Origin of the sequence: Roseibium sp., assembly GCF_048260565.1 — a bacterium.
In the GTDB taxonomy this organism is placed as follows: Bacteria; Pseudomonadota; Alphaproteobacteria; order Rhizobiales; family Stappiaceae; genus Roseibium.
In genome coordinates this window covers 91,662-113,747 of the sequence record NZ_JBLXGP010000016.1, presented here as the reverse complement: position 1 = coordinate 113,747, position 22,086 = coordinate 91,662, and the positions used below count along the sequence as shown (strand labels likewise).

The following is a 22,086-nucleotide window of genomic DNA, read 5'->3' as shown; positions in this document are numbered from 1 at the left end:
TGACTGATAATGCCGGGGACCGGCGCAAGCAATCGTTCATTGCGCCAACAAAAAGATAAGTTCGGAGGATACGCGCGCAGATGGCCGACGACCGCCAGCATCCCATGCTGCAGTATATCATCAACAACCCCGAAGCCTTTGCCCAGAACCTCGCCAAGACGCTCGAAAATGCCGGAAAGGCACTGGCCGCCTACATCGAGCCGCGCGAGAAGGGCGAGATCAAGCACGACTCCACGGACGAGTTGACGGGCGTCATCAAGACGCTTGCCCAGGTGAGTGAATACTGGATCTCCGATCCGCAGCGCGCGGTTGAGGCCCAGTCGCGCCTTTGGTCCGGCTATATCGAGCTTTGGAATTCGTCGCTGAAGCGGATGATGGGCGAAACCGTGGCGCCCGCCGTCACCGCGCCGCCGCGCGACAAGCGCTTCGCCGATCCGGACTGGAACGAAAACCAGTTTTTCGACTTCATCAAGCAGCTCTACCTGATTACCAGCAAATGGGCCGAGGACATGGTGCTGGAGGCGGAGGAGCTCGATGAGCACACCCGCCACAAGGCCGAGTTCTACGTCAAGCAGATCTCCAACGCGATTTCGCCGTCGAACTTCGTCCTGACCAACCCGGAGCTCCTGCGCCTGACCCTGGAGAGCAATGGCGAGAACCTGGTCAAGGGCATGCAGCACCTGATGGAGGACATCAAGGCCGGCCGCGGCGACGTGAGGATCCGCCAGACAGACCCGACCAAGTTCGAGCTCGGCGTCAATATCGGCACCACCCCCGGCAAGGTGATCGCGGAAAACGACGTCTGCCAGGTGATCCAGTACTCACCGACGACGGACGAGGTCCTGAAGCGGCCGCTGATGATCGTGCCGCCCTGGATCAACAAGTTCTACATCCTCGACCTGACCCCGGAAAAATCCTTCATAAAATGGGCGGTCGACCAGGGTCACACGGTATTCGTGATTTCCTGGGTCAATCCGGATGAGCGCCAGGCGCAAAAGAGCTTCGAGCACTACATGAAGGAAGGCATCCTCAACACGCTCGATATCATCAAGCGCGCCACCCGGCAGGAGGAAGTCAACGCCATCGGCTATTGCGTCGGCGGTACGCTGCTCGCCGTCACCCTCGCCTACATGGCCGCCAAGGGCGACGAGCGGATCAAGACGGCGACCTTCTTCACCACCCAGGTCGATTTCACCCATGCCGGCGATCTGAAGGTCTTCGTCGACGAGGAGCAGATCCAGGTCCTGGAAAAGCGGATGGCCGAGCGCGGCTATCTGGACGGCAGCAAGATGGCCTCCGCCTTCAACATGCTACGGTCCAACGACCTGATCTGGTCCTATGTGGTCAACAACTATCTTAAGGGTCAGGACCCTTTCCCGTTCGACCTGCTCTACTGGAATTCCGACAGCACCCGCATGCCCGCGGCCAACCATTCGTTCTACCTGCGCAACTGCTACCTGGAAAACAAGCTGTCCAAGGGTGAAATGGTGATCGATAACCAGAAGCTCGATCTGAAGAAGGTCAAGATTCCGATCTACAATCTCGCCACCCGCGAGGACCATATCGCGCCGCCCAGGTCGGTTTTCGTCGGCTCGGGCTGCTTCGGCGGTCCGGTGGAATACGTTCTGTCCGGTTCCGGGCATATCGCAGGCGTCGTCAATCCGCCTGCCAAGGGCAAGTACCAGTACTGGACCAATGGAAAACCGCAAGGCTCGCTCGAGGACTGGCTCGCCAAGGCGAAAGAGACACCCGGCTCCTGGTGGCCCAATTGGGACGCCTGGATTCGCAAGCAGGACGACACCCTGGCCAAGGCCAGGAAGCCCGGTGCCTATCGCATGAAAATACTCGGTGATGCGCCGGGAAGTTACGTCGCAAGACGGGTCTGAGACCTTGTTCCGGCCTGCGCGGCCAGTTTGCTTTCCAGCTGTGCGGCGGAAACGGGACGCCCGAGATAGAAGCCCTGGACCTTGTTACAGCCGATGGATTTCAGAAAATCCAGTTGCTCGGCCGTTTCAACCCCCTCCGCCACCACATCGAGATCCAGGACCTGGCCGAGAGAGACGATCGTCCGGGCAATACCGCGCGATTTTTCGTCGAATGACGTCTTTTCGATAAACGCCCGGTCGATCTTGAGCCGGTTCAGCGGAAACTCGCTGAGGGCACTCAGACTCGAATAGCCGGTGCCGAAATCGTCGATGGCCAGCCCGACGCCAAGCGCTCGAAGCTGCTCCATGACCTGGACGGCGTAGAACTTGTCCTGGATCAGATGGCTTTCGGTTATCTCCAGTTCGAGGAACCGCGGCTGCAGGCCGCTGCTTTCCAGAGCCTTCAGCACATCGGCGGTCCAGCTCGCATCCCGGAACTGGCGCGCGGAAACATTGACCCCGACGGTCTCGATTTCATAACCGGCATCCAGCCAGGATTTGATCTGCCGGCAGGCTTCGTTCAGCACCCAACGCCCCAGCAGCTTGATACTGCCCGCATCCTCCGCAAGGGGAATGAACTGTCCGGGCATCATCCGGCCGAAATCGGGATGTTCCCACCTCACCAGCGCCTCGACACCACAGATCCGGCCGGAGGAAAGGTCCAGTTGGGGCTGGTATTCGAGCACGAACTCGTTGCGTTCGATACCGCAGCGCAGATCCTCCAGCAGGCGCATCCTGGACGGCCCGTCCGAGGACATGCTGTCCTCGTAATAGCAGAACGTGTCCCGGCCGGATTCCTTTGCCTGGTACATGGCATTGTCGGCCCAAACCAGCAAATCGTCGGATACGACACCGTCCTCGGGACACCGCGCAATTCCCATGCTGCAGGTGACATGAAACGCCTGTTCATCGCAATGGATGGGAAGCGCGACAAGCCGGCCGATCTCGCACAGCAGCGCGTCCAGCCCGCATTGTTCTGACCGCTCCCCCTGTATGACGATGACGAATTCGTCTCCGCCAAAGCGGATGACCTTGTCATCGGGAGCAAGACAGTCCCGGATCCGTTCGGAAACGGTTTTCAGCACCATGTCGCCGACCGCATGGCCGAAGCAGTCGTTGACGGTCTTGAACCGGTCGATATCGAGGAAAATCAGGGCGAACCGGTCCCCGTCGGACGAAATAAGCCGATCGAGCTGAAACGTGAAATCCCGACGGTTCGGCAGCCCCGTCAAACTGTCGTGATGGGCGATGTAGCGGATCTGCGCCTCACTCCGGTAGCGCTCGATCGCAATGGATGCAATTCGGGTCGTGTCCCGGATGAGACTGCGCTCACGATCGCCGGGCGCGGCGGCGCTCCCCGTATACATGGCGAAAGTGCCGAGCACCTTGCCATCGGGAGAGAAGATCGGCGTGGACCAGCAGGAGCGCAGACCGAACGGAAGCGCTACTTCCTTGTAATCCGCCCACAGGGGATCCGTTGCGATGTCTTCCACGATCACCGTCTTGCCGAAAAACGCCGCGGTGCCGCAGGAGCCGGCAACCGGACCGATCTCGGCGCCGTCGATCGCCTGCGTGTAGGCCATTGGCAGAGAGGGAGCAGCGCCATGGCGCAAATGAACGCCGTCTTCATCGAGCAGAAGGATGGAGCCCCAAACACCGAAAAGCTGGGATTCCATGAGGGTAACGAGATTTTCCAGGATTTCCGGCAGTGGGGCGCCGGCAGCGATCATTTCCAGAATCCGGCTGTGCCCCTTGACCAGATCCTCAGCCTGGCGCCGGACCGATACGTCCCTGCAGATCCCAAAAACTCCGACGATCTCGCCGGAAGCCGACCGCAAGGGAAATTTGGAGGACGCAAGCCACCGGCGACGGCCGTCCTTGAGAAAGACAAACTCCTCGTAGTCGACCTTCGGCTTGCCTGTGCGCATGATTTCCTGCTCGTCGGCATGGAATTTTTCGGCAAGCGCCTTCGGGTGCAGATCGAAATCCGACTTCCCCAGAAGATCCTCCGGAGACGCGACTCCCATGTCGGCGGCAACGGTCCTGTTCGCCATCACGAAACGGGACTGGCGATCCTTGATGAAAAGATAGTCTGAAACCTGGTCGAAGGTCCTTCGTAACCAGCCATCTTCCAGCATCATCCGGTCGAACGGAATTTCAGGTGCGGCAACTTGTCCGTCGGCCGGCTGGATCCGGGCGATAAAATCGCTGATGATCATATCGGCATGATCGTGCCTGCCGCGATCTGGGAAGGCTCTCCTCATGGGAATGAGGCCTCCTGGAAGTTGTCACATATGTTCGATTTCGCAGAAGTTTAGGTCTGCAAACATTTATATCAGGATAACATGGTAAGATTTATGGATCCGCACTTTGGCCGAGGCGTGATCCATGAAAGCCGATTATAACCTTGCGCATTACGGAGCGAAACATTTGGCGTTTCATCACAAGGATTCCCATGTCGGAAATTGCGATAAACAGACAGAAGCGTTAAGTTGAGCCTCCGGCACGACAACGGAGCGGATAATCCGAACCAACGCAATGAAGCAGGCGCAACAGATCCCCATGCCTCGCCCGAGGCAATATCAGACAATGCCTGCCGGACAGATCAGGGCGCTCGGCATGTCCCCGAAAGTCTGGAACCGCCACGCGTCTCCGCTCAGCGTCTACTCGCGTATGGCGACGCTTCCCCTGCTGCTTCTGGCAATCTGGAGCCACGTCTGGATCGGCGCCGGCCTTGCCGCACTTGCCACGGGCCTTGTGGTCATCTGGCTCTGGCTCAATCCGCGCCTGTTTTCTCCGCCCTCCTATCTGGGTTCCTGGGCCGCCAAGGCCACCCTTGGCGAACGCATCTGGCTCAACCGGATGCTGGTTCCGATCCCGCAGGAAGATGCCAACAAGGCTCTGCTGCTCTCCGTGGTTGCCGGCGTCGGTTTTATCGTCGCCGTTCTCGGCGCCGTGGAAACACACTTGTGGCTGACGCTCTCGGGAACGATCGTCACCTATGCCGGAAAGCTGGTGTTTCTGGACCGAATGGTGGCCCTCTACGAACGCATGCACGATGCACACCCGCTCTACCGGTTCTGGACGTCTGTTCCGGACAATGACAACAGGCAGCGGCGCAAGAACACGTGCGGCTTGCAGATGTAGTGCCTCGCAAGCGTCGCGACATCACGTCTCCTTTATCGCTCGCCCGGTCGGTGGCATGATAGGCGCATAAGATTGAGGCAGGCGGACCCTCTCCCATGGCAGGCGTGACGGCCCTTCTGAAAGCGATGTTTCAGAACCGGTTCCGCACCGGGCTTTTCCTGGTTCTCGGCACCCTTCTCATCTTTCTTCTAGCGCGCGGACCGCAGCAACAGGCCGCAGAAACCGTAGACCCGGCGAACCCCGGCGTCACCGTTCACGTCTTCTATGCGCCCGGATGCCCACACTGCCGCAAGGAACTGGCCTTCCTGGACAGGATCAAGCCCGACTATCCCGAACTCCACCTTGTCACGCATAACATCAATCTGGACGAGGAGCTGGACCTGATGGTCCGCTTCATGCGGGACCACGGCCTGCCGACCGATCGGATCGGCACACCGCTGCTGTTTATCGGCGACAAGCATCTGCTCGGCTTCCATGAGGCGGAAACGACCGGCGCCCTTATCGAGATGTGGATCCGGCAGGCCCTTTACGGAACGGAAAACTCCGAAGCCGTCGCCGGACCGCCCCCCGGCAAGGAAAAGCTGAATTTGCCGGTCATCGGCCAGATCGACCCGTTCAAACTGTCCCTGCCCGCCCTGGCCGTCGTGCTCGGCGTGATGGACGGCTTCAACCCTTGCGCCATGTGGGTGCTGGTCTATCTGATTTCGCTGATCATCGGGATAAAGGACCGGTCCCGGATCTACATCCTGATCGGTACCTTCCTGTTCGCCTCAGGCGTCCTTTATTTCCTGTTCATGACCGCCTGGCTGAACGTGTTTCTGCTCCTCGGCTATATCCATGCGCTGACGGTGCTCATCGGACTGGCGGCCATCTATTTCGGCGCCCTTAGTCTGGAGGAATTTGTCCGGAGCGGCGGCCAGCTGGTCTGCGCGGTCGGGGATCTCGACAGCCGTCAGAAGACACGGATGAAAATCCGCCATCTGGTTACCTCGCCATTGGGTCTTGCGAGTTTCGCCGGCATCGTCGGCCTGGCCTTTGCGGTGAACTCGATCGAGTTCATATGCTCCTCCGCCATGCCCGCCCTGTTCACCCATGTGCTGTCGGTCGCGGATCTTTCGGCTCTCTCCTACTATCTCTATATCCTGCTCTACGTACTGTCCTTCATGCTGGACGACCTGATCATCTTTCTCGCCGCCGCCTTTGCCGTCGACCGGTTCGCGGGCGAGAAATACGCCGGGTTCTGCAAGTTTGCCGGCGGTCTCCTGATGATCGGACTGGGCGGTCTTCTCGCGTTTTATCCGCAGTTGCTGCGCTAGGCCGTACCCCTTCCAAAATGCTGAATGCCTGCTGAACGGCCGGTTCAAGACCGGTTCAAGAGCCCCCGCCTATTGTTGCTCCCGTCAACACGACATTGATTTCAACAAACTGATTTGGAGTATTCAAAATGAAAAAGATTGCACTTGTCGCAGCCACAGCCCTGATCGGCGGCCTTGTCTCCCTCTCCGCACCGGCTCTGGCCAGCAGCAACGGCGGTGGATCGGAAGACGCCTGCGCGGGCCAGACCTGGCCGAACCTGTCCGACGACTGCATCAAGCAGATTGTCACCGATATCTGCAAGGCCGGCGGCGGCGGCGACACCTGCGACGAAAGCGCGTCTTCTTCCGCGCGGACGACCAAACTGGCGCCGCGCATCACGAAGCAGCAGTTCGAGCGCTACCAGCCGAAACGGGCCCGTTAAACGCCTGCCGCATTCCCCCTGGACGAAGGGCGAGGCCTCTACGGAGCCTCGCCTTTTGTCGTTAGTGCTCCTGCTTCGCGCGCCGCTCGGCCAGAAGGCCGATATAGGTGAGCGCCACGGACGCGCCGGCAATCGAGGTAATGTCCGCATGATCATAGGCAGGTGCCACCTCGACCACATCTCCACCGACGAAATCGATCCGGCCCAGCCCGCGCAGGATGGCCAGCGCCTCTCGCGACGACAGCCCGCCGGAGACCGGCGTGCCCGTGCCCGGCGCAAAGGCCGGGTCGAGGCAGTCGATGTCGAAGGTCATGTAGGCCGGCCCAACGCCGGTGCGGGCCTCGATCTTCTCGATCACCCCCTGGATACCGAGCGTGTCGATGTCGTAGCCATGGATGATCTCAATGCCGAACGTGTCGGGCGCATGGGTGCGGATGCCGATTTGAATGGACCGTTCCGGATCGATGATGCCGTCGCGAACCGCCCGGCCGACGAAACTGCCGTGGTCGATCCTCCCGCCGTCGTCGTCCCACGTGTCCTGATGGGCATCGAACTGGACGAGCGCCAGCGGGCCGAACTTCGCCGCATGCGCCTTGAGCAGCGGCCAGGTGACGAAGTGATCGCCGCCGATGGAAAAGAGATGGGTGTCCGCGTCGAGGATCTCGGTCGCCTGCCGCTCGATATGGCCGGGAATTTCCGCATGGAGGCCGTAATCGAAAACGCAGTCGCCGTAGTCGACGGCCGCAAGCGTCTCGAACGGATCGATATGGAACGGATATTGCGGATCGCCGCAGAAGATCGCCGATGCCCTACGCACCCCCTGCGGACCGAATCGCGCGCCCGGCCTATTGGAGACGGCCGCATCGAAGGGAATGCCCCAGACAGCCAGATCGACGCCGTTCAGATCGCGACTATACCGGCGGCGCATGAAACTCAGCGCGCCGGCAAATGTCGGCTCATGGGAGCCGCCTTTCAGCGATTTCCCCAGAAAGGCGTTGTCGATCGGAAGCGGGTATTTCGTATCCATCGATAGCTCCACAGGTCCGGATACTTCAGGTTCCCAAGCCGTAGCCCGTTTGCGAGATCCGGACAAGCCGTTAGACGGCTCGCCCGCGCCTACCCGCCAAAGATACCAGAAGGGCCGCCGCGGCCATGACGGCAAGGATCAGACAGGTGCCGGCAAAGGTCTCCCCGAACCCCACGCTTTGGGCAATCGGGGTGCTGACCAGGGGCGATATGAGCTGTCCTGAAAACATGCCCGTGGTGATGATGCCGGACACGAACCCTCGGCGCCAGGCAGGCGCCGCCCTGAGCGCCTGAATGATGAAATTCGGCATGACCAGCGCATAGCCGCCGCCGATCGAGGCGGTTGCCGGCACAAGCAACTGCGACGCCGTGCCCGCCGACAGCAGGCCGAAGCCCAGGGCCATCAACGCATATCCGAGTGCGTAGGTAAGGGCGAGCCCCAGCGTGGCAAGGATCCGGCTGTGCGCCAGCGCCACGAATCCTCCGGTCAGTGTCAGAGTTCCGAGTGCGGTCGCCGTCCAGGATGCGCTGTCCAGTCCCAGGGACTCCGTGAAGAACGGAAGCTGGGTCGGCATCATGAAAAACAGCATGACCGTTGCCAGCGTCAGCGCCGTCACGCCGGATATGCCAAGCCCCCACCTGTCACGACCTGCCTCCGGCCGGTCCTGCGGCCGGGACGCATGCGCCGCGCGTATCGGCTCCCGGGTCACGGCTATCCACGCAACGGGTAGGCACAGGGCGGCAAGACCGTAGACGGTAAACGGCAAGCGCGGCGACACACCTGCCAGCATGCCGGCAAGCACGATAAAGAAAAAGCCGCCGAAATTGGTCGCCGCCACCTGCCAGCTCAGGAACGTACTGCGCCGGTCTCCGTAAAAATAGTCGCCAATCAGGGCCGTCTGCGCGGTGGTCACGACCGCAACTGCGACGCCGAGAACGAGACGGCTCCCCAGGATCGACGGCAAGTCGGGAAGATAGAGCCCAGAGGTCCCGGCAAGGACAAACAGCACAATCCCGGAAAGAAGAAGAGGCCGGCGGCCGAAGCGGTCCGCCAGAAGCCCCGCCACCGGCGCGAGCAGGATCACCGACAGCGAAGGAGCCGGAACGAGCAGCCGGGTCAAAAGCCCCGCGTGGGCCGTCGCGGCGAAACTCGCCGCCAGCCCCGCAAGCGCGGGACTGATCGTGGCATTCGCCATGATCTTCAAGGTACCGACCATCAGCAGAGCCACGGCGCGCAAATCGCGCCAAAGGGGTATGGAAGCAGTTATTTCTGAACCGGACACGAGCGGTCTCTCCTCTTGTGAAAAACGCGAAGTTTGACTAGCCTACAAATTCAGGTCGACTTGAGGTCAAGAAATGAAATTGCTCGATATTTCCGAGGTTGCAGCGCTGAGCGGAACGAAGGCTTCGGCCTTGCGTTACTACGAGGAACAAGGCCTGATCGCCTCGGCGGGCAGGCGCGGATTGAAGCGTCTGTTCGAGCCGGAAGTTCTTCAGCAGCTCGCCTTCATCACGCTCGGAAAATCCGCCGGTTTCTCGCTGGAGGAAATCGCCGCCATGCTCGGCCCTGGAGGCACGCCGCGCGTTTCGCGGGAAAAGCTTCACGCCAGGGCCGACGAACTTGATCAGCAGATAAGGAGACTGACCCATCTCAGGGATGCCATCCGCCATGTCGCGGACTGCCCCCACCGCTCCCATATGGACTGTCCAAAATTCCGCCGTCTGCTCGACCTGGGGACCCGACGAAAGAAAATCCGTACGAAGACAGCTCCAAGAGCGCTTCAGGCATAAAAAAACCCGCTGGATCGCTCCGGCGGGTTTCTTGAACTTGGAACCAGTAAGTCCAGCGATTAACGCTTGGAGAACTGGAACGACCGACGAGCCTTGCGCTTACCGAACTTCTTACGTTCGACGACGCGGCTGTCGCGGGTCAGGAAGCCGTTCTTCTTCAGAACGCCACGCAGTTCCGGCTCGTAATAGGTCAGAGCCTTGGAAATGCCGTGACGCACCGCGCCGGCCTGGCCGGAGAGACCGCCGCCGGTCACGGTGGCGATGATGTCGTACTGGCCGTCGCGCTCGGTGAGCATGATCGGCTGACGCAGGACCATCTGCAGGACCGGACGAGCGAAATACTCGGTCATGTCCTTCTTGTTGACGATGATCTTGCCGGTGCCGGGCTTTACCCAGACGCGTGCGATGGCGTCCTTACGCTTGCCGGTGGCATAGGCGCGGCCAAGAGAGTCCAGTTTCTGGACATGGACCGGCGCTTCGGGGGCAGCGGTTTCGACAGCGCCACCCAGTTCTTCCAGGGATTGCAGCTCAGCCATATTCAAGCCCTCTTGCCGTCGTTCTTGTCGTTGAGGCTCTTGACGTCGACCAGGACCGGCGACTGAGCTTCATGCGGATGGTTCGGACCAGCGTAGACCTTGAGGTTCTTCAGCTGCTTGTTGGTCAGCGGACCGCCCGGCATCATGCGCTGCACGGCCTTTTCCAGGACGCGCTCCGGGAACTTGCCTTCGATGATGGCGCGCGCGGTGCGCTCCTTGATGCCGCCCGGATGGCCGGTGTGCCAGTAGTACTTCTTGTTGTCGTACTTGCGGCCGGTGAACACCACCTTGTCGGCGTTGACGACGACAATGTTGTCACCGCAATCGACATGCGGCGTGAAGGTCGGCAGATGCTTGCCGCGCAGATGGTAGGCGATGTAGGCAGCCAGACGGCCGACGACCATGCCTTCCGCGTCGATCAAGATCCACTTTTTCTCGACCTCAGCCGGCTTGGCAGAGAAGGTCTTCATGAGTTTGATCCGTTCTTGGTCTTGAAACAAAAAAGCCCGGCGCGCCTGTTTGAAGGCGACGGACGGACTTTCACATTCGTCGGCGCAGCTTATACGCCGGCACAAAAAGCCGGTCAAGCACGTTTATTCGGAAAATGACCGTATTTTTCGATTAAAAACAATGAGTTATAAAAAAGGTATTATATTACCTCATCTCAGCGCTTTAACCTCCGGCACAACGGCATTGTATGCTGACGTCGTCAGCGAAAAAAACCGGCGCCCATTTCCCCACACTCAGCAAAAGCCGTTACAGCCAGCTGCACTGTCTCGGAACGTTTCGTGATTTGGATCCACCGACACACCTTATCTTGCGGCCGCAGGAGTGCCGGCCCGTCTTTACTTGCCTATAGTCAATATTCTCGCTCGTCCAAATTGAGTAGCTCGCTTTGGTAGCACTGCTTGGGCATTGAGCGGCATCAACACTCGAAACACCAAAAACAATCACTGCAAATGATGCAACAATATAGCAGACAAATTTACGCATAAAGCACCCCATGATAAATTTTTAACCTCACTCTGACAAGATTATACAAAATAATATATCATATTCAATAAATAAATTTTCATAATATCGGTTCAATTATTTTATAATAAAAATAATCACAAAAGTAGAAATATTACATACTCTCACAGCAGCTGCAATGAATAAGCTACCGTTGCGTGGGTGACATAGTCCCCCTCCCCTCGTCGCCGGTCCCCTATCCGGTTACCAAAAACTGATTTCCGGACTTCAAAATCTTACCACCCAAAAAGTCGCCTTCTCAATGAAGATTCCGCTTGCCGGAATGCCACCGAGAGGAGGAGAATGTGCCTGCCGAACCGGATGAGCCGTGCGGCGGAATTCAGGTTCCCGACCCCTTGTGACGGAACCCACGCATCCGCCTGAAGGCCCCGGCCGGGAGCTTGGCGCGAAGGCATATCGCGTATCGGGCATTTGCCCTTTGTGGACCCTCAAAAAAATGGTTTCCGCTTCTCCCGTCCTGTCCCTCGTGGAGGCAGGCGCCGCCTTTGCGGCCGTTATTCTCCTGTATCTCATCCTCAGCGAAGTCTACCGGTCGACCCGTCTCCCGGCCTGGATGAACGGCGACGTGGTGCCCCAACTCCTCTGCGTCGTATTGACCGGCGCGGTAGTCGGCATCTTGATCGGTATCTTCACGGCCGCCATGGGACTGCCGTTCGGCACCATGAGCGACGCCGCCCTGGCAGCCGGCATTCTCGCCGGAGGTGCGGTCACGGCTTGTGTCCTGATGCGGGTGATCCGCAGCGCAATCCATCTGCGCCATCAGGCCTGACGCTTTGGGCTGATCCGGACTTAGCGCGGCGGCACCGAATAGGTTGCCGTCGCGTGGGCGACGTATTCCTCTTCGCCCTCCCCGCCGATGCCGCATTCGGTGACCGCCAGCCGCTTGCCGAGCTTCAGAAGCTTGCAGGTGGCGACGAGATCGCCCGGCTCCGGCTTGCGCAGGAAATTGATGTTGAGGTTGGTGGTGACCGCTAGCGCCACCGGGCCGATATGGGCCAGGATCACCACATAGGCGGCAAGATCGGCAAGCGCCATCATCGACGGACCGGATACCGTGCCGCCAGGGCGCAGGTGCATCTCGTTGGCCGACAGGCGGACGACCGCCTCGCCCGGAAAAATCGCGTCGATGGCATAGACCCGCCCGCCCGCATGGATCTGCGGGAATTCCCGGTCCAGAAATTCCGATATCTCCTCGACACTCATCACCGGCTGCATTCATCCCTCCCGCTCGGAACACGGTCCCGGTTCCGCTTTGCTTTTGCAATTTCCATTTACGTAAACGTCAACCACAGAGGAATGCAAGCGCGAACGTGGCTGGCCACGGATCGTGCTGCCCGGACCGGGGCGGAACCGAGCTTGTGCTCACCGGCCGTGACCGAGATCCGCCAGAAGTTTCTTCGCCCGTGCCTGTTCCCGCTCCACCGCGGCCTCGAACACCGGGCCGTAACCACGCATGTCGAGCGGGGTCTTGAGCAGGGCCGCGACGGACTCCCGGTTTTCATCACCCGTTTTGGCGATCGTCTCCAGCACCCCTTCGTACCAGGAGATCAGGCTGCGGTTCAGCCGCCGTTCGTTCGTGTGGCCAAAGGGATCGGCCCAGGTGCCGCGCAGTCCCTTCAGACCTGCAAGCACCTTGAACGCAGGCCGGATCCACGGACCGAAGGCGCGTTTGTTCGGCCGGCCACGGGCATCCTTGCCGAACGGCAGCAGCGGCGGGGCGAGGTGGTAGCGGACCTTGAAATCGCCGGAGAAGGTTTTCGCCAGTTCCTCGTCGAAGCCCATGGACGTGTGCAGCCGGGCGACTTCGTATTCGTCCTTGTAGGCCATCAGCTTGAACAGCGCCTTGGCGGCGATGGCCGTCAGGTCGTCGGGCATGGCTGCACGGAAGGCCTCGATGGTGTTCCGGTAGCGCTCCGCATAGGCCGCATTCTGATAGCCGGTGAGGAACGCCGCCCGCTCGGCGATCAGATCATCAAGACCGGGCTCTTCTTCTTCCGGCAGGTTCAAATAAGGCTGCAACGCTTCCGGGTCTGCCGCCAGCAGCCGGCCGATGGCGAGCGCGCGGCGGTTCTTTTCGATCTGGACCCCGTTGAGCTCCACGGCCCGGTCCAGTGCCTGCCAGCTCACCGGCACCAGCCCCTGCTGCCAGGCAAAGCCGAGCATGATGATATTGGCGAAAACCTGCTCGCCCAGCAGTTCCTCCGCGATCCGGTTGGCATCGATCGCCGCGACGTTGTCGCGACCGACCGAGGCGCGGATCGCCGCCTCGCGGGTGCCGACCTTGAGATCCGCGTCACGCCGCAGAACCAGGTCGCCGGTCGGCATTTCCGCCGTGTTGAGCGCGACCTTCGTTCCCTGCCGGTAAAGGGTCGATGCCTTGGGCGAGGAACTGACGACGATATCGCAGCCGATCACCGCATCCGCCGCGCCCTGCTCGATGCGGACCTGATGGATGTCCTCAGGCGCTGCCGCCAGTCGGACATAGCCGAGCACCGTACCGAATTTCTGCGCGAAGCCGGTGAAGTCGAGCACGCTGGACCCAAGCCCTTCCAGGTGGGCGGCCATGGTGACGAGCGCGCTGACGGTCACGATACCGGTTCCGCCGACGCCGGCCACCAGCAGGTCGAACGGCTCGTCGAGCACCGCCATCTCCGGTTCCGGCAGACCGGTGGCGAGCTTCAGCGGGTCCAGTCCGGGCGCCTCATGGACGGCGCGTTCGCCCCCTTCCACGGTGACGAAGCTCGGGCAGAAACCGTTGAGGCAGGAAAAGTCCTTGTTGCAGGTCGACAGATTGATCTTGCGCTTGCGCCCGAAGCGGGTTTCACGCGGCTCGACGCTGAGGCAGTTGCTTTCCAGCGAACAGTCGCCGCAGCCTTCGCACACCAGCGGATTGATATAGGCGAAGCGCTTCGGGTCTTCCATCTTGCCGCGCTTGCGCCGCCGGCGCTTTTCCGTGGCGCAGGTCTGCTCGTAGATCAGAACGCTGACGCCCTTCACCTCGCGCAGTTCCCGCTGCAGCGGGTCCAGATCGGCCCGGTCGTGGAAGGTGGTGCCGAAGGGGAAATCGGAGCCGTCGAATTTGGAAATGTCGTCGGAGGCGACCGCGATCCGCTCCACGCCTTCCGCCCGGCAAGCCTGGGCGATGCCCGCGACGCTGACGGGCCCATCCACCGGCTGGCCGCCGGTCATGGCGACCGCGTCATTGTAGAGGATCTTGTAGGTGATATTGGCGTTTGCCGCGACCGCCTGGCGGATGGCGAGCGAGCCGGAATGGTACCAGGTGCCCTCGCCCAGGTTCTGGAACATGTGCCGGCCGCCGTTATAGATCCCGCGCACGGCAATCGGCACGCCCTCGCCGCCCATCTGGGCATAGCCGTCGGTGCTGCGGTCCATCCAGCTGGCCATCACGTGACAGCCGATGCCCGACGCCGCCCGGCTGCCTTCCGGCAGCTTGGTGGAGGTGTTGTGCGGGCAGCCGGAGCAGAAATAGGGCGTGCGCGTCGCGCCTTCCGTGTTGAGAACGATCTTCTGCGGTGCCAGGAGTGCGCGCGCCTTGTCCGGCAGCGCCTCGCCGGGAAAGAACCGGTCCAGCCGTTCGGCAACGATGGGAACGAGCGTCAGCGGCTCCAGTTCGCCGGTCCAGGGCACAAGGTCGCGGGTCGCGGCCGCGTCGTGCTTGCCGACCATCTTCTCCGGTTTATCCCCCGGCCAGTCGTAGAAATATTCCTTGAACTGGCTTTCGATGATGCCGCGCTTTTCCTCAACGACGAGGACTTCCCTTTTGCCGCGCACGAAGTCGAGCGCATCGCGCCGCGCCAGCGGCCAGACCATGCCCACCTTGTAGATGTCGATGCCGAGTTCCCGGCATTTGGCCTCGTTCAGACCGAGCAGGCGCAGCGCCTCCATCAGGTCCAGATGCCCCTTGCCGGTGGTGACGATACCGAACTGCGCGTCCGGCACCTCGTAAATGTGCCGGTCGATCGGATTGGCCTCAACGAAAGCTTCCACCGCCCGTAATTTATGGCCGATACGGGTCTCGATCTCCACGCTAGGCAGATCCGCGCGGCGTACATGCAGTCCGCCTGGGGGAAAATCGAACTCCGGGATAACGAATTGCCTGTCGGGTTTCAGCTCCACCGAGCGGCCGGATTCCACCGTCTCCGAAATCGCCTTGAAGCCCACCCACGTGCCGGAAAAGCGCGACAGGGCAAGGCCGTATTCGCCGAATTCCAGATATTCCTCGACCGAAGCCGGGTTCAGCGTCGGCATGAACCAGGTCATAAAGGCCACGTCCGACTGATGCGGCATGGACGAGGACACGCAGCCGTGGTCGTCGCCGGCCACCACCAGGACGCCGCCTTTCGGCGCCGAGCCATAAGCATTGCCGTGGCGCAGCGCATCGCCGGAGCGGTCGACCCCCGGCCCCTTGCCGTACCACATGGAATAGACGCCCTCGACCTCGCAATCCGGGTCGAGCACCGCCTGCTGTGCACCGAGAACGGCGGTCGCCCCAAGGTCCTCGTTGACCGCGGGCATGAAGGTGATCCGGTCCTGTTTCAGCTTCGCCCGGTTGCGCCACAGTTCCAGGTCGAGCCCGCCGAGTGGCGATCCCCGGTAACCGGAAACGAACCCCGCGGTGTTCAGTCCCTGGTCCCGGTCGCGGCGCGCCTGATCGAACATGATACGCGCAAGCGCCTGGGTCCCTGTCAGGAACACCCGACCTTCGCTGCGCTCGAACCGATCGCTAAGCCGGTAATCGGCAATCTGGCTGTGACGCTGGAGCATGACGGCCCTCTCCTTTTCTCTCTCCGGTATATTTTGCCAGATGAAAAGCGGAAAAAGGTTCCAGAAAGGGCGAAGAACCGATAGGAGATGGACGAATTATCCGATTGATATCCCGAATACGGAAATATTGACCAAATGGATCTGGACGACCGCGACCGCCGCCTGCTGGCGCTCCTGCAGGAGGATTGCCGCATCCCCAACGCGGAGCTTGCCGAAAAAGTCGGCATGTCACCGTCGGCCTGCTGGCGTCGGGTGCGCGCGCTGGAACAGGCAGGCGTCATCGAACGCTACAGCGCCATCCTGCAGCCGAAACAGCTTGGGATGGGCTTCCACGCCATCGTTCACGTCCAGCTTGCCCGCCACGACCCGGACGCCATCGCCGCCTTCATCCGCGCCGTCGCCGGCCGCCGGGAGGTCCAGGACTGCCACGCGACAACGGGCCAGGCCGACTATCACCTGCGCGTGGTCTGCACTGACATCGACGCCTACAACCGCTTCCTCGACGATTTCCTGTTCCGCCTGCCGGCGGTGAGAGGCGCGCAAACCAACGTCGTCCTGAAAGAAATCAAACGGGCACCGTCGGTGGCGCTTTGACACAAGAGCAGGTCTGTTCCGGGTATCGCCGTCCTCCCCCAATCGGCTATAAGACCGGAAAGACAGAAACTTCAGGGAGCAAATCCATGTCCGACGCAGCAGCCGCTTCCAGCAGCCCGGCCGAAAGGCCGCTTCTCTCGACCCTGTTGCACGAGGGCGTCTACCGGATCGTGATGCAGCGTCCGGAGCGGATGAACGCGCTGTCCCGGGAAATGATGACCGCCTTGTCGGAAGAATTGGCCAGGGCTGAGGAAAACAAGGATGTCCGCGTGATCCTGCTCGGCGCCGAAGGCAAGGTTTTCTGCGCCGGCCACGACCTGAAGGAACTGACCGCCGCCCGCGCCGAGGCCGACCGCGGCCGCGGCACCTACGAAAAAATCATGCGCCAGTGCTCGGCCCTGATGCAGCAGATCGTGCGCCATCCCAAGCCGGTGATCGCCGTCGTCACCGGTGTCGCCACCGCCGCCGGCTGCCAGCTGGTCGCCTCCTGTGATCTGGCGATCGCCACCGACACGGCGACCTTCTGCACGCCGGGTGTCAACATCGGCCTGTTCTGCTCCACCCCCATGGTGGCCCTGTCGCGCAATGTCTCGCGCAAGCAGGCCATGGAGATGCTGCTCACCGGCGAGAGCATCGATGCGTCGACCGCCAAGGACTTTGGACTGATCAACCGCATCGTGCCGGCCGACTACCTGGAACAGGTGGTGCAGAAATACGCCGAAACCATTGCCTCGAAATCCGCCTATACGGTCAAGGTCGGCAAGGAAGCCTTCTACCGGCAGCTCGAAATGCCGCTGTCGGAAGCTTACGATCATGCCGCAAATGTCATGGTGGAAAACATGATGGCCCGCGACGCGGAAGAAGGCATCGGTGCCTTCCTGCAGAAGCGCAAGCCGGAATGGACCGACAGCTAGGACTGCGTACCCAATCCATGAACCACGATCAGTATTCCGACGCCTACATCAAGGGCATCCTCGATGAGGTGAAGACCGTCGCCATGGTCGGTGCCAGTGCCAACAACGTGCGGCCCTCCTATTTCGTCCTGAAATATCTGCTGGCGAAGGGTTATGACGTCTGGCCGATCAATCCCGGCATTGCCGGCAAGGAGATTCTGGGCCAGACCGTTTACGCCGCGCTTGACGATCTTTCAGAGATCCCGGACATGGTCGACATCTTCCGCAATTCAGACGCCGCCGGAGCGATCGTCGACGATATTCTCAAGTCAGGCCGCCTGCCGAAAGCGATCTGGATGCAGCTCACCGTCCGCAATGACGAAGCAGCCAAAAAGGCGGAGGATGCGGGCATCAAGGTGGTCATGGACCGCTGCCCGAAGATCGAATACGGCCGGCTTTCCGGGGAAATCGGTTGGGCCGGGGTGAACTCCCGGACCCTGTCGGCAAAACGCCCGACGCTGAAAAGCGGATTTCAGCACAGAGGGTTGAAACCCGGCGGCAAGTCATAAAGCCCGCAATGGCCGGGGGGATCTCCGGACCTGGAAACCCGGACCGGTTCGCGCACCTTTTGAAAAAAAGTGAGACACAACCAAAAAGTGGAGTTTCAACCTATAGGTTTCCTTTGACGCTAACGTGAGCTTCGGCCAGTATGCGCGCAAATCACAAGAGCGGAGGCTATCATGAGCGAAGGAATACCCGGATTTTCGACACTGGCGATCCATGCAGGCGCGCAGCCTGATCCGGCGACCGGTGCCCGCGCAACACCTATTTATCAGACGACGTCCTTTGTTTTCGACGATGTCGATCACGCTGCCTCGCTCTTCGGCCTGCAGGCCTTCGGCAACATCTACACCCGCATCACCAACCCGACGACGGCCGTACTTGAAGAACGGGTGGCGGCTCTCGAAGGCGGCACGGCCGCCCTTGCCACGGCCTCGGGCCATTCCGCCCAGCTTCTGTGCTTCCACTCCATGATGCAGCCGGGCGACAACATCGTTGCCGCGAACAAGCTCTACGGCGGCTCGATCAATCAGCTCAATCACTCCTTCAAGAGTTTCGGCTGGGAAGTCAAATGGGCCGACCCTGCCAACCTCTCCAGTTTCGAGGCGGCGGTTGACGCCAATACCAAGGCGATCTTCATCGAAAGCCTCGCCAACCCGGGCGGCATCATCGTCGATATCGAGGGTATCGCCCAGATCGCCAAGGCAAAGCGGATTCCGCTTGTGGTCGACAACACCATGGCGACGCCCTACCTCTGCCGGCCGATCGAACACGGCGCCGACATCGTGCTTCATTCGCTCACCAAGTTCATGGGCGGCCACGGCAACTCCATGGGCGGCATCATTGTCGACGGCGGCACCTTCGACTGGTCCGCGGACGACCGTTATCCGCTCCTGTCCACGCCGCGCCCGGAATATCAGGGCATCGTGCTGCACGAGACCTTCGGCAACTTCGCTTTTGCCATTGCCTGCCGGGTCCTCGGCCTGCGCGATCTCGGGCCGGCAATCTCGCCGTTCAATTCCTTCATGATCCTGACCGGCATCGAAACCCTGCCGCTCCGGATGCAGCGCCATTGCGACAACGCCAAGAAGGTCGCCTTGCACCTGGCGTCCCATCCGAAGGTCAGTTGGGTGTCCTACGCCGCCCTTCCGGACGACAAGCACCATGAGCTGCAGAAAAAATACATGCCCAAGGGCGCGGGCGCGGTCTTTACCTTCGGCGTGGAAGGCGGCTATGACACGGGCGTGAAGCTCGTCTCCAACGTGGAGCTGTTCTCGCACCTTGCCAACATCGGCGACACCCGCAGCCTGATCATCCACCCGGCTTCCACCACCCACCGCCAGCTCTCCGACGAGCAGAAGACGGCGGCAGGCGCCGGCCCGGACGTGGTCCGCATCTCCGTCGGACTGGAAGACGCGGAAGACATCATCGCCGATCTCGATCAGGCCCTGAATTCCTGATCGAAGCGCCCCTTGAAAAACGAAAAGCCCGCCGGTTTCGGCGGGCTTTTTTAATTGTCGGCTGAAAGCCTTCGATCACGCCTGCACCGGATAACTGCCCCTGAGCGAAGCCAGATAGTCGACGGCGCCTGCCAGCACGATGACCGCGAAGGCCTGATGGGTCAGCGCGATATCGAGCGGCACTTGGTAGAGCAACGTCAGGATGCCGAACACCACCTGAAGCAGGACAAATCCGGCCAGATGATACGCAGGACGCCGGACCCGGTTCGACGTGGAAACCCGACGCGTCTTTATGACGAGGTAGATGACCGCAGCGATCAGGACATAGGCCGTCATGCGGTGCTGGAACTGAACGGTCATCACGTTCTCGAAGAAGTTCAGCCAGGCCGGCGTCATGGCAAAGAGGCCGTGCGGAACGATCTGCCCGTCCATCAGCGGCCAGGTGTTGAACGTCAGCCCGGCATTCAGCCCGGCGACGAGACCTCCGAGGAAAATCTGCAGGAATACCAATGTCAGAACCGCACGGCCGGTCCCGGAAAGAGCGGCCTGTTCGTCAGCCGCGGCGCCCTCACGCGGCTTCAAGCGCCGCGCGATCATGAACAGATAGGCGAAGATGAAACAGGCAATCGTCAGATGGATGGCAAGCCGATACTGGCTCACATCGGTCCGGTCGACAAGGCCGGAAGCCACCATCCACCAGCCGATCGCCCCCTGCAGCCCTCCTAGAAACAGGCCGAATACCAATCTGGGTTTAAGCCAGGGTTCGATCTGGCCGCGTGCCCAGAAAACCACCATGGGCACGAAAAAGACAACGCCGATCAGGCGCCCGAGCAGCCGGTGCGACCATTCCCACCAGAAGATGAACTTGAACTCTTCCAGCGACATGCCCTTGTTGATGAGCTTGTATTCCGGAATCTGCTGGTACTTCTCGAACTCTTCCTGCCATTCCGCATGGTTGAGCGGCGGAATGACGCCGTGGATCGGCTTCCATTCTGTGATCGACAGGCCCGATTCCGTCAGCCGCGTCGCGCCGCCCACAACCACCATCGCCAGAACGAGAAGGCAGATCAGGTAGAGCCACCACCGGACCATCGCGCGATTGCGGCGGATTGCCATGTCATCTGCCGAAAAGCCGGCGAAGGAGGTAAGAGACGCAGTCATGAAAAATCCCGGATTTGACCTTTGACCGGTGGAGATATAGGTGCAGACGGGCTGCGGCAAGCCACCGCAGCGAATTGCGACACTCTAACGCTTCTGAAGCGGCATCCAAAAAGGTCAGCAGGAATGGTTCCCTCTTTCCGGAAATTCGTCGGCATGGTCGCCCTGGTGATCTTCGTGGTCGTCTATGCCCTGGTCGCCATGGTGATCGGCGACATGACCCTTCAGCAAGCATCGGTGCCGGTTAAGCTGGTCTATTTCGCGATTGCCGGGCTGATCTGGGTCATCCCCGCCGGAGCGATCATCTGGTGGATGCAGAAGCCCGACAGGGCGAAAGGCTGATATCTAGCGCAACCACTTCAGGGATTTGTAAAGCGCGAACGGCGCGCCGGTCAGATACTGGTCGATGACATAGCCGTCCTGGAAATGCCCGTTCAGGGACACGCGCGGCAACATCATCGGATCCCGGGCATTCACCGATTTCAGAACGCCGGGGAATGTGGTCACCGCTGAACTGAAACCGTAATCCCTCAGCAGCGCGGCATCGCGCGCGCTCGCCGCCCGGGCATTTCCGTATGGATAGGCAAAATGCTTGGGCCGTCGGCCGAGTTCCTGCTCCAGCCGGACAACACCCTTGTCGATGTCCTGGAGAGCCACGGTTTCGTCCAGCCGGGCGATTGCGAAATGATTATGGGTGTGGGCACCGATGGTCACCAGCGGATCGCTCGCCAGTTGCCGCACTTCGTCCCAGGTCATCATCAGGCTATCGGCAAGGCCGGCCAGGTCGAAATCGTATTTTTCCGCCAGTCGGCGGATAATCACCCTTTGCTCGGCCTCACTGACCTCCTGGGTCAGGAATGCGCACATCTTGTTGTAGCAAAGGTATTTTTCTTCTGCCGTCCGGCAGGAAATGCCCGCGCCACCGTCATCCCCGGTCAAGTGGATTTCGTCATTTCCGGCGATGATCCTCTCAAGCGCGGACCACCAGATTTCCGCGGTCCGGTCGATCAGCCCGCTGGCCACGTACACAATAAACGGCGCGTTCAGCTCCTTCAGCAGCGGATAGGCAACCTCAAGATTGTCCCGGTAGCCATCGTCGAAGGTCAGTACCGCATAGCGCTTGCGGCCGTAGCCCGACTTCAACAGGTCGACAGCCTCGTCGATCGAGATGATCTCATAGCCATTGCCGCGGATATGGGCGACGGCCTTGCGCAGGAAGTCCGGTTCGATTTCCAGGTGGCTGTTCGGCTGAAACGGATCGAAGCTGGCCGGCTTGACCCGATGCAGCATGAAAATCGCGCCGCATCCCTGGGTTATGGGCGCCATCGCCTGTCCCAGGCCGCTCCGCTGCAGGACCTGAAACGCAGCCTTGAATAGCTTTTTGCGAACGCCCATTAAAAGTTCAAACTCCACTGCTGTCGGGCTCAGAAGCTAGCCACT

The 22,086-nt window shown here is 60.7% G+C and carries 20 protein-coding genes; 11 read left to right on the top strand and 9 right to left on the bottom strand.

Annotated elements, in window-relative coordinates:
• Window positions 1–80 precede the first annotated feature (80 nt).
• The gene (locus ACN0SO_RS24485; protein ID WP_417682059.1) at window positions 81–1,886 is read left to right on the top strand and encodes a PHA/PHB synthase family protein; all 1,806 of its coding nucleotides are present in this window, start codon (window positions 81–83) and stop codon (window positions 1,884–1,886) included.
• Here the strand turns inward: ACN0SO_RS24485 and ACN0SO_RS24480 are convergent.
• Window positions 1,865–4,189, bottom strand: a complete 2,325-nt coding sequence (locus ACN0SO_RS24480; RefSeq protein ID WP_417682057.1) for a putative bifunctional diguanylate cyclase/phosphodiesterase — start codon at window positions 4,187–4,189, stop codon at window positions 1,865–1,867. The genes ACN0SO_RS24485 and ACN0SO_RS24480 overlap by 22 nt on opposite strands.
• 355 nt (window positions 4,190–4,544) lie before the next feature.
• Here ACN0SO_RS24480 and ACN0SO_RS24475 point away from each other — a divergent pair, with 355 nt between their 5' ends.
• The 3 genes from ACN0SO_RS24475 (at window position 4,545) to ACN0SO_RS24465 (ending at window position 6,810) form a co-directional block, all read left to right on the top strand.
• On the top strand, window positions 4,545–5,072 hold the full coding sequence (locus tag ACN0SO_RS24475; protein ID WP_417682055.1) for a DUF6653 family protein: 528 nt from the start codon (window positions 4,545–4,547) through the stop codon (window positions 5,070–5,072).
• A 95-nt stretch (window positions 5,073–5,167) separates the two neighbouring features.
• Window positions 5,168–6,388 (top strand): glutaredoxin family protein, encoded by a 1,221-nt coding sequence (locus ACN0SO_RS24470; protein WP_417682053.1) that lies wholly within the window; start codon window positions 5,168–5,170, stop codon window positions 6,386–6,388.
• Window positions 6,389–6,516: 128 nt separating this feature from the next.
• Window positions 6,517–6,810 carry a hypothetical protein gene (locus tag ACN0SO_RS24465; RefSeq protein ID WP_417682051.1) on the top strand — a complete coding sequence of 98 codons (294 nt, stop codon included), beginning with the start codon at window positions 6,517–6,519 and terminating at the stop codon, window positions 6,808–6,810.
• Window positions 6,811–6,871: 61 nt separating this feature from the next.
• Here the strand turns inward: ACN0SO_RS24465 and speB are convergent, their stop codons facing one another.
• Both speB and ACN0SO_RS24455 read right to left on the bottom strand, forming a co-directional pair.
• Window positions 6,872–7,837 carry an agmatinase gene (speB, locus tag ACN0SO_RS24460; protein WP_417682049.1) on the bottom strand — a complete coding sequence of 322 codons (966 nt, stop codon included), beginning with the start codon at window positions 7,835–7,837 and terminating at the stop codon, window positions 6,872–6,874.
• 70 nt (window positions 7,838–7,907) lie between these two features.
• Window positions 7,908–9,119 carry an MFS transporter gene (locus ACN0SO_RS24455; protein ID WP_417682047.1) on the bottom strand — a complete coding sequence of 404 codons (1,212 nt, stop codon included), beginning with the start codon at window positions 9,117–9,119 and terminating at the stop codon, window positions 7,908–7,910.
• A gap of 73 nt (window positions 9,120–9,192) precedes the next feature.
• On the opposite strand from ACN0SO_RS24455, the gene ACN0SO_RS24450 reads away from it, so the two are divergent.
• Window positions 9,193–9,627, top strand: coding sequence for a helix-turn-helix domain-containing protein (locus ACN0SO_RS24450; RefSeq protein ID WP_417682045.1), 435 nt, complete (start codon window positions 9,193–9,195; stop codon window positions 9,625–9,627).
• A 59-nt stretch (window positions 9,628–9,686) separates the two neighbouring features.
• On the opposite strand, the gene rpsI is transcribed toward ACN0SO_RS24450, so the two are convergent.
• Both rpsI and rplM read right to left on the bottom strand, forming a co-directional pair.
• A complete protein-coding gene (gene rpsI / locus ACN0SO_RS24445; RefSeq protein ID WP_417682043.1) occupies window positions 9,687–10,163 on the bottom strand; it encodes a 30S ribosomal protein S9 in 477 nt (158 codons plus the stop codon).
• A 2-nt stretch (window positions 10,164–10,165) separates the two neighbouring features.
• On the bottom strand, window positions 10,166–10,633 hold the full coding sequence (gene rplM / locus ACN0SO_RS24440) for a 50S ribosomal protein L13 (protein ID WP_346913945.1): 468 nt from the start codon (window positions 10,631–10,633) through the stop codon (window positions 10,166–10,168).
• Between the two features lie 998 nt (window positions 10,634–11,631).
• Between rplM and ACN0SO_RS24435 the strand changes: the two genes are divergently transcribed.
• Window positions 11,632–11,964: a hypothetical protein gene (locus ACN0SO_RS24435; protein WP_417682042.1), complete on the top strand. Its 333-nt coding sequence runs from the start codon at window positions 11,632–11,634 to the stop codon at window positions 11,962–11,964.
• A 20-nt stretch (window positions 11,965–11,984) separates the two neighbouring features.
• Here ACN0SO_RS24435 and ACN0SO_RS24430 read toward each other — a convergent pair whose 3' ends face one another.
• The gene (locus ACN0SO_RS24430; protein ID WP_417682040.1) at window positions 11,985–12,410 is read right to left on the bottom strand and encodes a PaaI family thioesterase; all 426 of its coding nucleotides are present in this window, start codon (window positions 12,408–12,410) and stop codon (window positions 11,985–11,987) included.
• A gap of 147 nt (window positions 12,411–12,557) precedes the next feature.
• Entirely contained in the window at window positions 12,558–15,980 is a 3,423-nt protein-coding gene (locus tag ACN0SO_RS24425) for an indolepyruvate ferredoxin oxidoreductase family protein (RefSeq protein WP_417682038.1), read from the bottom strand.
• Window positions 15,981–16,115: 135 nt separating this feature from the next.
• Between ACN0SO_RS24425 and ACN0SO_RS24420 the strand changes: the two genes are divergently transcribed.
• The 4 genes from ACN0SO_RS24420 to ACN0SO_RS24405 all read left to right on the top strand — a co-directional run bounded on the left by ACN0SO_RS24420 (window position 16,116) and on the right by ACN0SO_RS24405 (window position 19,488).
• Complete coding sequence (locus tag ACN0SO_RS24420; RefSeq protein WP_417682036.1) at window positions 16,116–16,574, top strand: Lrp/AsnC family transcriptional regulator; 459 nt, start codon at window positions 16,116–16,118, stop codon at window positions 16,572–16,574.
• Between the two features lie 86 nt (window positions 16,575–16,660).
• Entirely contained in the window at window positions 16,661–17,488 is an 828-nt protein-coding gene (locus tag ACN0SO_RS24415) for an enoyl-CoA hydratase (protein WP_417682034.1), read from the top strand.
• A gap of 17 nt (window positions 17,489–17,505) precedes the next feature.
• A complete protein-coding gene (locus ACN0SO_RS24410; RefSeq protein ID WP_417682121.1) occupies window positions 17,506–18,036 on the top strand; it encodes a CoA-binding protein in 531 nt (176 codons plus the stop codon).
• Between the two features lie 171 nt (window positions 18,037–18,207).
• Window positions 18,208–19,488 (top strand): O-acetylhomoserine aminocarboxypropyltransferase, encoded by a 1,281-nt coding sequence (locus ACN0SO_RS24405; RefSeq protein WP_417682032.1) that lies wholly within the window; start codon window positions 18,208–18,210, stop codon window positions 19,486–19,488.
• A 75-nt stretch (window positions 19,489–19,563) separates the two neighbouring features.
• On the opposite strand, the gene ACN0SO_RS24400 is transcribed toward ACN0SO_RS24405, so the two are convergent.
• Window positions 19,564–20,649, bottom strand: a complete 1,086-nt coding sequence (locus ACN0SO_RS24400; RefSeq protein WP_417682030.1) for a COX15/CtaA family protein — start codon at window positions 20,647–20,649, stop codon at window positions 19,564–19,566.
• Window positions 20,650–20,772: 123 nt separating this feature from the next.
• Between ACN0SO_RS24400 and ACN0SO_RS24395 the strand changes: the two genes are divergently transcribed.
• Window positions 20,773–20,988, top strand: coding sequence for a DUF2842 domain-containing protein (locus tag ACN0SO_RS24395; RefSeq protein ID WP_417682028.1), 216 nt, complete (start codon window positions 20,773–20,775; stop codon window positions 20,986–20,988).
• Window positions 20,989–20,991: 3 nt separating this feature from the next.
• Here the strand turns inward: ACN0SO_RS24395 and ACN0SO_RS24390 are convergent, their stop codons facing one another.
• Complete coding sequence (locus ACN0SO_RS24390) at window positions 20,992–22,041, bottom strand: polysaccharide deacetylase family protein (RefSeq protein ID WP_417682026.1); 1,050 nt, start codon at window positions 22,039–22,041, stop codon at window positions 20,992–20,994.
• Window positions 22,042–22,086 lie beyond the last annotated feature (45 nt).